The sequence below is a fragment of the Caballeronia sordidicola genome, from assembly GCF_001544455.2.
In the GTDB taxonomy this organism is placed as follows: domain Bacteria; phylum Pseudomonadota; class Gammaproteobacteria; order Burkholderiales; family Burkholderiaceae; genus Caballeronia; species Caballeronia sordidicola.
Genome location: NZ_FCOC02000009.1, coordinates 84,460 through 98,617 on the forward strand (window position 1 = coordinate 84,460; position 14,158 = coordinate 98,617).

General features: G+C 58.0%; 12 protein-coding genes and 2 pseudogenes. 4 read left to right on the forward strand and 10 right to left on the reverse strand.

Going from position 1 to position 14,158, the window contains the following annotated elements; genetic code table 11:
* Nucleotides 1–56 precede the first annotated feature (56 nt).
* The gene (locus tag AWB64_RS16095; protein WP_060856431.1) at nt 57–236 is read right to left on the reverse strand and encodes a hypothetical protein; all 180 of its coding nucleotides are present in this window, start codon (nt 234–236) and stop codon (nt 57–59) included.
* A gap of 130 nt (nt 237–366) precedes the next feature.
* Complete coding sequence (locus AWB64_RS16100; protein WP_060856555.1) at nt 367–1,101, reverse strand: Crp/Fnr family transcriptional regulator; 735 nt, start codon at nt 1,099–1,101, stop codon at nt 367–369.
* A 920-nt stretch (nt 1,102–2,021) separates the two neighbouring features.
* Here AWB64_RS16100 and AWB64_RS16105 point away from each other — a divergent pair.
* Both AWB64_RS16105 and AWB64_RS16110 read left to right on the forward strand, forming a co-directional pair.
* On the forward strand, nt 2,022–3,098 hold the full coding sequence (locus AWB64_RS16105; protein ID WP_244164084.1) for a helix-turn-helix domain-containing protein: 1,077 nt from the start codon (nt 2,022–2,024) through the stop codon (nt 3,096–3,098).
* Nucleotides 3,099–3,237: 139 nt separating this feature from the next.
* Nucleotides 3,238–4,113, forward strand: coding sequence for an ATP-grasp fold amidoligase family protein (locus AWB64_RS16110; RefSeq protein ID WP_244164085.1), 876 nt, complete (start codon nt 3,238–3,240; stop codon nt 4,111–4,113).
* Between the two features lie 29 nt (nt 4,114–4,142).
* On the opposite strand, the gene AWB64_RS31580 is transcribed toward AWB64_RS16110, so the two are convergent.
* Entirely contained in the window at nt 4,143–4,295 is a 153-nt protein-coding gene (locus AWB64_RS31580) for a hypothetical protein (RefSeq protein WP_157766637.1), read from the reverse strand.
* A gap of 339 nt (nt 4,296–4,634) precedes the next feature.
* A complete protein-coding gene (locus AWB64_RS16115; protein ID WP_060856433.1) occupies nt 4,635–6,221 on the reverse strand; it encodes a hypothetical protein in 1,587 nt (528 codons plus the stop codon).
* 1,202 nt (nt 6,222–7,423) lie between these two features.
* On the opposite strand from AWB64_RS16115, the pseudogene AWB64_RS16120 reads away from it, so the two are divergent.
* Nucleotides 7,424–7,675 (forward strand): annotated as a pseudogene (locus AWB64_RS16120) (type VI secretion system baseplate subunit TssG); the annotation flags it as partial.
* 15 nt (nt 7,676–7,690) lie between these two features.
* Nucleotides 7,691–8,801, forward strand: a pseudogene (locus AWB64_RS16125) (type VI secretion system protein TssA).
* A 62-nt stretch (nt 8,802–8,863) separates the two neighbouring features.
* Here AWB64_RS16125 and AWB64_RS16130 read toward each other — a convergent pair.
* The 6 genes from AWB64_RS16130 to AWB64_RS16155 all read right to left on the reverse strand — a co-directional run bounded on the left by AWB64_RS16130 (nt 8,864) and on the right by AWB64_RS16155 (nt 14,142).
* Nucleotides 8,864–9,553, reverse strand: coding sequence for a YceH family protein (locus tag AWB64_RS16130; protein ID WP_060856435.1), 690 nt, complete (start codon nt 9,551–9,553; stop codon nt 8,864–8,866).
* Between the two features lie 125 nt (nt 9,554–9,678).
* Nucleotides 9,679–10,731, reverse strand: coding sequence for a phytoene/squalene synthase family protein (locus AWB64_RS16135; protein WP_060856436.1), 1,053 nt, complete (start codon nt 10,729–10,731; stop codon nt 9,679–9,681).
* A gap of 112 nt (nt 10,732–10,843) precedes the next feature.
* Entirely contained in the window at nt 10,844–11,200 is a 357-nt protein-coding gene (locus AWB64_RS16140; protein ID WP_060856437.1) for a RidA family protein, read from the reverse strand.
* 42 nt (nt 11,201–11,242) lie between these two features.
* Complete coding sequence (locus tag AWB64_RS16145; protein WP_060856438.1) at nt 11,243–12,394, reverse strand: NAD(P)/FAD-dependent oxidoreductase; 1,152 nt, start codon at nt 12,392–12,394, stop codon at nt 11,243–11,245.
* Nucleotides 12,387–13,781, reverse strand: a complete 1,395-nt coding sequence (locus tag AWB64_RS16150) for an FAD-dependent oxidoreductase (RefSeq protein WP_060856439.1) — start codon at nt 13,779–13,781, stop codon at nt 12,387–12,389. The genes AWB64_RS16145 and AWB64_RS16150 overlap by 8 nt, the downstream gene beginning before the upstream one ends.
* Nucleotides 13,771–14,142, reverse strand: coding sequence for a (2Fe-2S)-binding protein (locus AWB64_RS16155; RefSeq protein WP_060856440.1), 372 nt, complete (start codon nt 14,140–14,142; stop codon nt 13,771–13,773). Before AWB64_RS16155 ends, AWB64_RS16150 begins: the two co-directional genes overlap by 11 nt.
* Between the last annotated feature and the right edge of the window lie 16 nt (nt 14,143–14,158).

Below are 14,158 nucleotides of genomic sequence, written 5' to 3' on the forward strand. Positions count from 1 at the left end.
GGTGAACGGCTGACGATTTCCAGCGGCCAGCCGGCTTTATCCACAGAAATAGTTGCCTAGGGAAACGCTGAGCGTGTATCCCGATGGCTCTCCCGGAGCGGCTTAGGCGTGTGTCCCAGAACGGTGTCTGAAGTGGCGAGCAGTACCTCGCGATCGGCCACGATCACAGCCGGCGCCTGCACCACGCGGGCATCCGCTCTCGTGATCGCCATCCGGATATTTTCGAGACATTTCATAGACCCTTCCACGATATGTACTCCAAAATGTTCAATAACCTGATCGAATTTCGAGAGATATTGCAGCCTGCACAAAGCATTCCCGGCCTTTCGCAACTCGACGCTGGCCGCACGCTAAAACGAGCCACCCTCAAGCAACCATCTCTCTCGCCGGCACGCGCGGCAGCAGCCTGCTGAACTCACGTGCCACGATGCCGTAACACACGCACGCTTCGGCTCGCAATGCTTCGCGGTCGCGAACCGTAATGCAGCACCGGCCGGTATGGATCACGCCCGCATCCTGCAGCTTGCTTACCGCCGCGCTTACGCCTTCGCGCCGCACACCGAGCATCTCGGCGATCAATTGATGGCTCACCTGTACTTCGTTTCCCGGCATACGGTCTGTCTCGATCAACAGCCATCGGCACAATTGTTCGTAGACCGAGTGGTACCGGTTGCAGATCACCGTTTGTGCAACCTGTACGAGCAATGCCTGCATGTATAGCAACAACAATCGCCGCAGTTCGTCTGAAGTGGCGAACCGCTGCTGCAGGGCCGCTGCTTTCATCCGGTACGCCGTCCCTTCGAACTGCACCTGGACACACATCGGCATCGTCTTTCCGCCAGTCAGAACGGGTACGCCTATCATTCCTTCTGCACCGACCGCCGCAATTTCATTCGACGATCCTTCCACCATGCGGTGGATCAACGACACGACCGCCGTCACGGGAAAGTAGACGTGCTCGATTGCTTGCCCGCTCTCGCACAGCACCTGGCCTTCTCGAAGTTGAACGGCCTCAAGAAGCGGCTGCAGTGCCTGCCATTCATGAACAGGCAACGCGTCAAGCAGATGGTTCGTGTGCCCTTCGTCCTCGGCTCTTAGCATGTAGAGTGCCCTGTTGTTTCCCGTCAACGGTGCGCAGCCCGCAAGCAAGCCGTCCATCGCTGCGCCTGAGAACATGGAGAACTGCTTACTGCCAGCTCACGTTTGCATGCTTTCGCAGGTTCTGCGCCAATGCGACACGTTGCTCATGAAGGCATCGGGATGAATACGTCATACGCGGCGAGCGGCTAAACCCGGATCGCGGACAACAGTTCCGATTGATAAAAACGCAGACCCCGAATCGTCAAAATTACTGCCTGGTTTTCTCGCAGCTCTCGACGTGTATCAGGTTGGATTTATGGACTCGCCGCGGCGCACTGCATGCTGGAGGCTGTTCCAGGCGCCGCAAGCGTGTTTCGAAAAAGCAGCGTTTAACTTCCCGTAATCTTCTGAGGAATGAAAACCCGATTTCCTTTTCATGTTGCGTTGAAGCATAGACCGGGGAAATCGAATGAAATCGGTCAAGGCTTAAAATCAAGAACTATTGGCCGATTATGTTGAACCCTTTACGGGAATCCTAGGGAAAGAAAGAATTGTTGCGATCTGCAATATGTGTAACAGATATTATATCTATCGAAACTTTCCTCTTTTTCTGGTCTTCTACTACATTCTATAGAAGCCGGACACATCATGTCATGCAGGAACGAAAGCAGCTAAGGCATTGTTCTGTATAGGTTTAAACAAAAGCCTTTGACACTTTTCCCCTGTCTGTTTCTGTTTTTATATTAATAATATGGACCGGAAATTATTTCCGCATATGGTTAATGTTTAAGCAGTTGCCTTTGATCAAGAGTAATTATTTCTTAATCATGCCGACGTATGCGCCATTCATTAGGTCGACTCCGCCAATTCGTCAATTGGTTATTGCGGAGACCTACGCTGTGCTGCACAAAGTCACGCATGCAGCTTTGGAGGATTAAATAGTGGACACTCTGACGGACTTTTATCGGCCTGGCGACCTACATCACCGGGATGAATCCAAAGTTAATAAGCGGCACATCGGACTGCTGGTTTCGAACGAATGCTCCGTGGCGAACGCCGGAGCGATCGGCGAGGCTTTTCGGCTGGCTAACGAGTTCGAACAGGCCGGTGGCGGAGAACCTCCCTATCGTCTGTCAGTACTGTCGGACACGGGCGGCTTCGTCACAAGCTCGTCCAGCATCTCGATCTGGACGCAGAAGCTCGAGACGTATGCATTGATCGATTTCCATGCATTTTTCGTGGCCTGCCGCGACGCAGACACCTCAGGAGGTCCTGACGACCGCCTTCTGTCATGGATGTCACGCCCCACCCACGACGCATCCCTGCGCAGTCAGCCGGGCGCCAACTCCGTCTTTGATCCAAAGAACCTGGCACGATCCCCGGTGCCGATCTTTTGGTTCAAGGACGCACCGGTCGCAGACTGGTCTACCGCTACGACACCCGCGGACATGGCGCTTGCGCAAATTGAACGTGACCTGAGCGCCGACACCGCGCGAAGGATTGCCCGCGTGCTGCAACCTCATGCCATACAGCGCACGAAACCAGACCTCGACGATCTGAACGCGCGCACGACAACAGAGAAGATTCACGAATCAGCCCGCTGGATCAAGGAAAACTACAGCAAGCCGATTTCAGTTGCGCAGGCGGCCGAATCGGCCGCAATGAGCAAACGCAATTATCTTCGGCGCTTCAAGTCTGAGTTCGGAGTAACGCCACTGGAATACCTGATACGGACACGCTTTGAAATCGTGTGCACGTTGCTGATGGATACCGATCTTCCTATCGACAAGATCGCAAGACGGTGCGGCATGGGTGACGGCAACCGGTTAGGACGACTATTCAGACAACGTTTCGGTGTTTCGCCCATGCATTTCCGGACGCGCGGGCAGATCCGGACAGGCGCGCAGTCGCTCGATGCGACTGGGGCCAAAGAGCCAATAGTCAATTTCCCTCAGCGGGACGCTGCATCATTGGAACGCAGGCCAGTCGCGTTGAGCGTGGATGGAAAACATGCGTAAAACCAGGACAGGGCAGCTCGGCGAGTGGCATGCCGCTCCGAACCCGGGCAGTTCTTCAGCGCTACCGCTAAAGGAGATTGCCGCTCCGAATTCAGCGGCCTTCAAGGCGGCGGAGCAGCCGCTCAGGAAGCCCGCAGCAATGCAAGCGTCAGCCTCGTTTGGGAGGAAGATCAAGGAAGGCGCGAAGTCGATGTTGCCCGACGTCCTGTTTCTGACTCTGATGCACCGGAAATTCATGGGCCGCTTTCCAAGGCTGCTTCAGCCGGCCACATTCAACGAGAAGATACTGCAACGTAGTCTTGCACCTGATCCGCGCTATGCGGGACTGACCGACAAACTGACCGTTCGCGACTATGTGAAGAACAAGCTCGGCGAGGCGCATCTGGTTCCACTGATAGCAGCGCCGGACAGCTTTACCCGAGCTGTCTTCGATGCCCTGCCGACCTCGTTCGTCATGAAGGCGAATCATGGCAGCAGCTTCGTGGAAGTGGTGCGGGACAAGTCGCAAACATCGTTCGAGAAATTGCAGGCGCTTGCCGAACGATGGCTCGCCACCGATTTTTATCATGTTGGCCGCGAGCGGCATTACCGGAAGATCGAGCGGCGGATCTTCTTTGAAAAACTCCTGCTCGACAAGAATGGCCAGATCCCCGCCGACTACAAATTGCATTGTTTCGGCGGAAACACCGGGCGGCCGGTCATGTACATTCTGGTGATCTCGGACCGGTTCGGGAACAACACGCACGGCGACGTGTATGACATTCACTGGAACCACCTCGATATCGCCATCGGCTATTACAAACGTAGCGAAACACCGGCGCCCGCGCCCGAGAATCTCAAGGCGATACTGGATACCGCCGCCGTTCTGGCGGAAGACTTCGACTACGTTCGCGTGGATCTGTACGCGCCAGACAACGAGATCTACTTTGGTGAACTGACGTTCACTCCGGGCGCAGGTGTTCTACCGTTTACCCCGGACGGCATCGACTATGAATGGGGACGGCTGCTGGCCTAAGCGAGGGAACGCTCAGCGTTCCGCGCCGGTTATTTTTCGCCAAAGATTTTCCCAAAACACTCCCTGCCTTTCCTGGTCAAAATCCCGCCTAGACTGAGCCACACAGCCGTTATGACCAGCAAGAAAATCATGACGGTCATGCCGAACAACGATTTGGCATCGACGAATTTGATCGGCTTCATCTGCGTGCTCATTGCGTAATGGATAGTGCAAGTGGCCGCGCGCACGAAATGGAATGCAGGAGGTCGCAATTCCGGCGCGATTCACAAGCTGCTACTTTACTGCGGAACATCGGATGATTGGGGTTTGATGCTCTCGCAATCCAGGCCTGGCCCCGAAGCCAGGACAGTCAGATAAAAGCGTGTGAGCCAAAATTAGATGGTATTGCGTCAATATAGTTCGCACATCTATGCAACCGATTGCACACGGCGTCTTGACCATTCATAACGGCAAGAGCCGGGATAGCGCTGCGCTATCCCGGCTCTCGTGGACCTAACGATCACCAACCTTGTGGACTATTTCTATACGTCGGCATGCGACGCCGTAAAGCCGGTGAACGCGGCGTAAGGCGCGCTAAGCGGTGCACCGTTGATCATGATCCCATAGGTGCTGTTCCCGCTATCGAGCACGTAGTACATCACGGACTGAATGTTGTGCGTCTTTCTGGCGTTATAGAAATTGCCCAATTGCGTCGTGATGTAGTTCGCCCGATAAGCCTGGGTTTGCTCAGGGCCTGTGTTCCACTCGGTGATCATGAACGGAACGCCGTAACGCGCCTTGCAGTACGTGGGCAGATCGATGCCAGGTCCTGCGCCGTCCGTGCCGATATTGAAGATGTCGCCATACACTTCGTAGTTGTGCCACGTAGTGATGTCCCAGCGAACCTGCGGATAACCACGGCTTCCGTCGGGTTGCATGCCTTCCCATAACGCATCCGACGCACCCACGTCCGCCACGCAAAAGTTGATGCCACACTTCGCGTTCGGCTGGACCGACTTGACACCGTCGATCATGCCGCGCATCACGCCACGCATGGAAGGCCAGTTGGCATTGTTGAAGTCGACGGCCTTGGTCCCCGCTTCCGTGAAGTTCATGATGGTGGAATTCTGGCGGGTCAGTTCGTTGCCGCATTCGTACATGGTGACGCCGTACTGCTTGAGTGCATTCGCAACCGCCGATGCGACCATGTAACCCTGGTTGTAGGCAACACTCTCGCTGCTCAGAACGTTGCCGTTGGCGTCCGTCATACCCTGATTGATCAGCACCAACAGTGTCATACCAGCCGCCTGAAACGCTGCCGCCAGTTTGGTCACGGCGGCGAGTTGCTGCGGATCATTGGTGCACCCGACTCGGTAGCTCTTGCATCCCATGCTGGTCAGAATCGAGACGATCTGGGCCGGGGTATAGGTGAAGTCCCAGTGGCCGTTCACACCGAAGAAGCTGCCAGCGGTAGCGGCAACAGGGGTGCACGGATCGGTAGATGCAAGCCAGCCAGCCGCGTCGGTCCACGCATAGAACTGGCCGCTGGTGTTCTTGTGCCACATTATGCCGCCGTACCAGAGAAGCAAGGCTACGTTGTAGTTGATACCAACGACAGCGCCATCCCTGTAGATGACTCCACCGGAGACTGTCCACTTGCGGCCCAGTTTATCGATGAGGACCGAGCCCGAGGGGATGGTTGCGCCATCGGCCGAGATGCCGGCCGTGCGCGGATCAAGACATGCCGACCATCCCGATCCGTTCCACGAATAGAACTGGCCCGCGGTGTTCTCGTGATAAACGGTGCCGCTATACCAGAGCGCCAGGGCAACGTTGTAGTTGACGCCTGCAACCGCACCGTTCCTGTACACCACACCTCCCGAGAGGGTCCAGACATTGCCCGAGTTGTCGATGATCGAAGAAGCGGAAGGCAGGCTCGTGCCGTTGGCGGATGCCGGGCTCGCGGCATTGGCAACTGCGTTTCCAACTGCGGCACCGTTCGTAGCGTTGTTCGCAACAGCACCGGCAGCACTGCCGATCCCGTCGCTCGAACCACCGCCGCAGGCGGTCAGAAGATAGCTACCGCCGAAAGCGGTGAGGCAACCGAGAAATTGACGTCGTTTTATCATGGCGAGTTTGTCCACTGTCGAGAAAAGCCCGACAGAAAATAAGCAGATATTTTTTAGTTTTTGACACACGAAACGCTTTTGGCAGACAAAGCAGCCAAGGCGCTTTACTTACTTCGTATGTCTAACTAACCCGAGACTCATTTGACCCATTCCGTGCTCAGTACCGAATGGCGCGCTAAACGATTTGGACAACTTGCGACTTGGGGACACGACTACGAAGGCACACCCTTCCCGGCGGTTGCCGACGCAACCACTCGCCTTCGACGTGTATTAGGAAACGCTGACGCGAACCCCGACCCCGTATCGCGGCTGTCAAAGCAGTCGCTTTATCGTCCATCACGCAAACGTTTGACCGAGAATGCCGCTAACTTGAGCGATTCGGCAAAGTCTACCTTCTCACCTGATCACTAGGGTAAATAGTACCCGGAATGTGCGGTAGCACACAAACGAATAAGTAATATTCAGTTAAATAGCGAAATTTTTCCTATGGCTTGTTGCGGCGCAAAAGTATTTGCTCAAGAACCGCAACATAAAATAAGATGATTTCGGAAAAATTTATACTTATCCGACCCTTATCAATGTTTTCGGAATTAACTACTAGGCCGACAAATAAACAAATACGATTTATCCGCCGAATCCGGTAAAAAATTATTCGTATGATGTTTATATCTGTCGGATATTAAACAGACAAATAGCGCGACGCGCGCACTTGGCTTGCGATCCGTTTCCCAAAAGAAACACGCGGGAACAGTTAAGTCTTACCAGATCTGGATAAGGCGTAATCGTTTCGGTAATTTAAACCGATTTTCCGAACTACTCATAGCGAATTAATTTCCGAATTCACTGTTACTCCGCCACCTGCACCTTGCGCTGCTTTTACATCCCGCTTTCCGTCAATTCGCTGCTTTCCAATTCAATTTTTGTCCTCTTTTTATTGAATTCCCAGCCTCGTTATCCGATCGATACCGCATTCGGCGGTCCATGAGCGCGAGCAATTGCTCGTGCATGCATTTGCTTCCCACGCCAATGCTCGAAACCATAGCTTTAATCTGACTTAGCTACGCTCGACCTTCGTGCTAATTTCTGATTCCGTTCATCCATCAGTCGTGATTCATTCGCCATGCAGAACAATAATTCCAGTCACGAAAAATCCATCCTGAAAAGACTCCGGAAACAGTTGATCGTTACCCTCGTGGTCACGGCTAAACGAGTACTTGCGCTTCACGCCGCAAGGTGCAGATTTGCCGTTGCTGGTCGAATGGGTGCGCGCGTTTATCGGCTACGAATTTGTCTGGGAGCTTGAGTTGCGCATTAAATCGCTGAGCGCGACGCCCGCGACTATTGGCGGCCCTGAACGGCTGGGCTGGTCTGGATGGCTCGGACGCTCTCCAACGGGCGATCCGATTACCGGCATGCGCTTCGAGCCCGAGCAGCATTCCGCGACGACACACTAGCAAACGGATCTCGATATGAACGCGAAGAAACAAGCGACCGCCAAGGCGCGGCCGAACGAGGCGGTGAGTCACGACTGGCTCGCGCCCATCTCCACTGACGCCCCGTGTGGTCCCGATCTTGAGTACGACCCTGAGTATGTGGTCATGTCAGCGAAATCGACGGCGCAGCCCGATGCGCAGTACGGCAATTTCGTGGGCTCGGCTGAAACCGTCAACTGGGGTGATATCGATCGCGATTGCCGCAGACTGATGCTTCGCACGAAGGACATACGAATAGCCGTGTTGTTCACGCGATGCCGCACACGACTGGCCGGCGCCATGGGCTTTCGCGAAGGTAGGACTACTTGCGCGCTTGCTTGAAACGTATCCCGATACGGTTCACCCGCAACTGGCGGTGGATTCGGATCGCGAGGCCGCGCTGGAGATTCGCGCAAACGCGCTACAGGCGTTGACCGATACCGATGGCTTGTTATCGGACCTTCGGGAAGTGACGTTTGGAAAGGCGTCGGTGGCTCGGCTGCAAGTGCGCGATGTCGAGCGCGCGTTTGCAAGACCGCGTCCGGTCGATGCCTTGTCTCAGGATTCGGTTACGCAACAGCTTGAGGCGCTGCGTGAACGCGATCCGTCGAGTCTTGTTGGGTTCGACCAGGCTTGCTCCAGTCTTGCTGCAATCACCGCATGGTGCGAGAACAACCTCGGCACGTTCTCGCCGGATTTATCGGCGCTGAGCAAGGTATTGGGGCTTTTTGCGGGTCCGGCGGATGTTGGAATTGACGATAGCGACATCGAACTGGACACCATCGATCAAGAAATGTCCTTGACTGAGCCTTTGGTAGCAACGCTCGAAAACCCTCCGGTCAGCGATGCAGTTGCATCGCAAGCGGAGAGCGTTGAAGTTGCGCCGTCCATGCGGGTCTCGCGCACCTCAATGACCAATCGACAAATGGCGCTGGAGAGCATTCGCCAGGCGCGGGCGTGGTTTGAAGTCAACGAACCCAGTAGCCCGATTCCGGTTTTGCTCAAGCGCGCGGAACAGTTTGTGGGCGCGCGGTATGCACAAACTGTCCGGGCTATCCCGGCTGATCTACTCGCGCAATGGGATAGCGAAGCCGAGACGCAATTGTAGATATCGATGAACATGTCGCGCTTACATGCAAAAAGCAGCCGTCCGAGAAGCCCCAACCAATCTCACTCCCCCACCTCAATCCCAAGCTCCCCCGCCATCCGTTCAACCAGCACCCGCAACCTTGCCACTTCATCGCTTAACCGCTTCTGTTCCGCCTTCAGCAGTTCGAAGTCGTTATAAGAAACGGGATCGTCGACCATTGCGCTCGTCGATACCTCGCTGACCGTAACCTCACCGCACAGCAAATGCGCCCAGCGGCTTTCACGTTCGCCCGGCGTACGCGGCAGCTTGATCACGCGCGGCGGTTCGCGCCCCGCGAGTTCATCGAGAAACGCCTCGACCGACGAAATATCCGCGAAACTGTGCAGGCGCGCAGCGTTCAAACGCAATTCAGCCGGCGTCTGCGGCCCGCGCAGAATCAATGTGGTAAGCAACGCGGCCGCCTGGCTCGGAATGCCCAACGAACGCGTGATGTTGTGCTCGAAACGCGGCACGCGGCTGCTGCTGCCTTCGAACACGAGGCTCAGGCGCTTGAGTTCATCAATGGCCGTCAGCACATCGGCTTCGGTAACGTTCATCACCGGCGACCGCGCGGTTTTCTGGTTGCAACCAAGCGTCAGCGCGTTCACCGACAGCGGATAAGCATCCGGCACCGTGTGCTGCTTCTCGACAAGCACGCCCAGCACGCGCGCCTCCAGAGGTGTCAGGGAACGCATCGCGGGACGCGAAGGGGCATCGGGAGTGGAGTTCATGCGTGACGGAACCAGGTGCGACTACTTGAATTCGGACCCGGCGCGGACCGGGCAGAGGATCGCCGTGTATAAACGACAACCCCTATGATATCCGCCCCGCCGGATCACGAGAATACCGGCCGCCCTCAGGCGTTCAACCGCGTTTCAATACGCGCGACCAGCCGATTTATCCACACACGCAGCAATCGATCCGATGGCGCGAGCAGCGTCGAACCTGCAACGATCCTGTACACCTTGTTGCGTGTGATCTTGGAGATCCTGGCCGGATCGAGCCAGTCGTCGTTGTTGACGAGCAGCACCAGCGTTTCGAGTCCGATCAGCACCGGCCACAAGCACGAAAGCCTCAGCCGGATCGACAATGCAGGAATGGCGAGCGCATAGTCGACGGCCGCGCGATAGTGATTCAGCGTCAGGCGCAAAAGCTCGAACAGAAGCGGCTGCGCACGACGCGAGCTGCCCGGTTCAAGCAGGTCTTGTGGCGTCAGACCATATTGACCCAGCATGGGCAACGGTAGATAACACCTGCCAATGCGCAAGTCCTTGCTGCAGTCACGCAATACGTTGGTCATCTGCAACGCTTTTCCGAAACGAACACCGCGCGACAGCATGATTTCGGACGGCCCTTTCAACGTGCCCGGCATGTGCGCGTAAGTCATCCTCGTCCAGAACTCGCCAACACATCCCGCGACCAGGTACGTATATGTATCGAGTTCTTCCAGCGTGTTCAGCGCCTTGATGCGTCCCGACGATTCATCGGGGAACGTGCGCAGATCGAATTCCATGCCCTGCGTGAGCGTCGATACAATCCCGCGCACCGCGTCCCGGTCCGGATCACTCAACTGGGACAGCACGGTCAATGCGGCGCCCGTCGATTCAAGCAGGACTTTTTCATCGGAGAGGCTTTGCTGACCTGCCACTTCCTGCGTGAGACGGCGTGTGAACGTGCCGTCGTCGGGTGCGCCGTTCACCAGGTTTCGCAGCGACAGCAGCAATTCGAGCCGCTGCGCCGGGGGAATCAGCGAGGTATCCGCAATCGTGTCCGCCGCCCGGGCCAGCAGATAGGCGAGCCCGACCGGATCGCGCATGCCGGCAGGCAGCACGCGCAGCGTGAGATAGAAGGACCGCGAAACGCCCTTCAGAAGCGGACCGAGAAGTACGGCCCGGGTGGGATTACGCATTGGATGGAATCTGGTCGGTGTTGGACAAATCGTGCTGCCGAATTGTATCCGCGTTCCGCGCAGCGCTCTTCCTTGCGCGTTCACGGCGACTCCACCGTCCATCCTGCAAGCGTTATTCGCCGAGCGCGGTCACCGTGATCTCGACCAGCAACTCGGGCGCGGCCAGCTTCGACTCGACTGTCGCCCGCGTTGGCGCGCAACCCGGCGCGACCCACGCGTCCCACACTTCGTTCATGCCGGCGAAGTCGCGGGCAATGTCGGCAAGCCAGATTTGCGCGGAGATCAACCGCGTCTTGTCGATACCTGCCTGCGCGAGATATCCATCGATCTTCGCCAGCACCTGCTGCGTTTGCAGCTTCACATCGGGCGTGCGGTCGTTCGACGTCTGGCCGCCGATAAACACCAGCCCCGCTGCTTTCACAACACGGCTCATGCGTTGATTCGATTCAAGCCTGACGATATCGGTCATACGATTCCTTTAGAGATTAAAAATGGCTTCAATTAACGTAGTTCAACTCGCAGCTACAGGAGCGCCATTCAACGCCTCGAAGCGGTCGATGGCAAACGCATCGAGCGGCAGCGACGCCACGCCATCGAGCACGAGTTCGGACACCAGCTTGCCGCAGCCTGGTCCAAGCTGGAACCCGCTGCCGCAATATCCAAACGAATAAGTCAGGTTCGACGCGCGTTTGCTGCGCGAGATCACCGGCAGGGAATCATCGGTGAACGCCTCCACGCCCGCCCACGCGCGGTTGATGCCGAGGTGGCGCAGATGCGGAAACAGGTCCACCACGGTATTCGCGCTCTTTACCAGCCGTCCGAAATCGACTTCGCCATGACGCCCCGGCAAATCCGCGATGCCGATCAGCTTTCCGCCGATCACGACCGTGCCGTTATCGAATTGCTTGAACGACAATGGCCTGCCCGTTGCGCCGAGCGTCGCGCGGCAGAATGGCGCCACGCGATGCGTGACCATCAACATCAGCCCTTCCGGATGAACCGGAACCGGCTCGCCGGCTTGCGCCGCAAGCTCGCCCGCCCACGCGCCTGCGGTGACAACAAGTTGCGCCGCGGAGAAAACGCCGCGCGGCGTATGCGCAATCCAGCGTTCCCCAACCTGTTCGATGCGCGTAACGGGCGTGCCTTCATGAAACACCGCACCGTGACGCTGCGCTGCAATCCGGAACGCGGTCGTGGCGCGAAACGGCAGCGCGTAGCCATCGTGTTCCACCCAGATACCGCCGGTCACGTGCGGCGTGATCGCCGGTTCGAGTTCACGCAAGGTCTCGCGATCGATGATCTTTTCATGCGTGAAACCGTGCGATTCAAGCAGCGCGACACGTTCGCGGCATTCATCGAGTTCGGCTTCGGTTTCCGCAATCTTCAACTGCCCCGATGCAACGAAACCCGCCTCGTCGCCGACTGTTTCCACGATGTTGTGCCAAATTTCACGCGACATCAGCGCCAACGGGATCTCGGGCACGGGACGGCCAAGCGTGCGCACGCCACCCGCGTTCACACCGGACGCATGCCGTCCAATGTAGTCGGCTTCCAGCACAGTCACGCTCACGCCACGGCGCGCGAGATGGAACGCGCTGCTCGATCCGTGCAGGCCGCCGCCGATCACGAGCACGTCCGACTCGTTGGCTGCAGGCTTATTCACCGGCGAGTTCTCCGAGCGTGAGCGGTTTGATCGGCGGGCGGATGCGGTAGTAGCCGACCGTTTCCGGCGCGACACTGCGTGCGTCGGCGATGACTTCAGTGACCGTCAGGCCGCACATGCGTCCCTGGCACGGACCCATGCCGCATCGGCCGAACGACTTGGCCTGGTTCGGTCCAAGACAACCCAGTTCCACGAATTGACGCAACTGGCCCGCTGTCACTTCTTCGCAACGGCATACGATCACTTCGTCTTTGGGCACGCGGTTTTCATCGCGGGGACGATACAGGCTGTCGAGGAACGGACGAATCCGCATCACCTCGGCCAGGCGGCGAAAACGCGGCGCGGCGCTTTGATCGCGGGTCTTTGCATCGATGGCGCCGAGTTGCGCGGCAATCGCGAGCGCGGTCAGTTCCCCCTGCATTTGCGCCGCCTGCGCGCCGCCGATACCCCCGCCGTCGCCCGCCACGAAAATACCGGGGACATCGAGTTCGCCCCATTGATCGGTTGTCGGGGTGAAGCAGAGTTGCGCGTCGTCCCATTTGTGCGATGCCCGCAGCGACAGCGAGAACTGCGTGTTGGGCACCACGCCCTGATGCAGCAGGATCACCTTTGCCTCGATCCGATGCGACACGCCCCGCACGGAAAAACTCAGCGCATTGGCGCGCTCCGCGCCGTCTTCGCCAATCACGCCTTCCACGCGCAGATCGTCGGCGGCTTCGTGCATTGGCACGCCGGCGTCGCGCAGCGTGCGCATCAACTGCAAGCCCTTGCTCAGGTAGGGCCACGCGCGCAGCGCGGACACCATGTGGCGCTTCGCGCGCCAGCGGTCCTCGTGGCGGGTGGTATCGACGAGCGCACGAATCGGCACGCCTGCGCGCACATATTGCCAGCCAAGCAGATAAAGAAGCGGTCCGCAGCCGACGAGAACCGGCGGCTCGCTCGGCACTTCGCCCGCGCTCTTCAGCAGGATCTGCGCGGCGCCCGCGGTCAGTACGCCGGGCAAGGTCCAGCCTGGGATAGGGAACGGCCGTTCGAGCGCGCCGGTTGCGAGCACCACGCGTTTTGCCTCGAAGCTGCCGACCTTGCCGTCTTTCAGGTAATGCACCGTCTTTTCGCGCGTCACTTGCCAGACGGACGCGTTCGGCACGTATCGCGCGCCGGAGCGGGCAAACGCCGTCGCGATCGCGCTGCCTGCCTGATAGTCAGGACCGAGGATGTGGCGGCGCTGCGCATCGCTGCGTTCTATCGCACGATAAATCTGGCCGCCGACCGACTCCTGTTCATCCAGCACGACGACGGACAGGCCCGCGCGCGTCGCCTGCGTGGCGGCGGAAAGCCCGGCGGGACCGGCGCCGATCACGGCGACATCGATGGATTCAGCGGCCATGAGCACTCTCCTTCATCTGCAACGCGTTCTCGCCGGACGGGGGAGGAAGATCGCTCGCGCCTTCCTGCGAGTGAATGCGCATGCCGTCGCGCACGGTCACGAGACAACTTTGCCGGCTCGGTACGCCATCGATTTCCACGAGGCATTCGAAACACGCGCCCATCATGCAGTACGGTGCGCGCGGCGCGCCGGAAACCGGCGTGGCGCGAAAACGCTGGACGCCCGCCGCAAGCAATGCGGCGGCAACGGAACGACCGCCCGGCACGTTGAGCGGCTGGTCGTTGAACCAGATCTGGACGATGTCGTCGGCCACGGCGGGCGCGACCGGTGCAAGCACCCTGAATAGCGGTTTGGATGTCATATCGATGCGCAAGGTC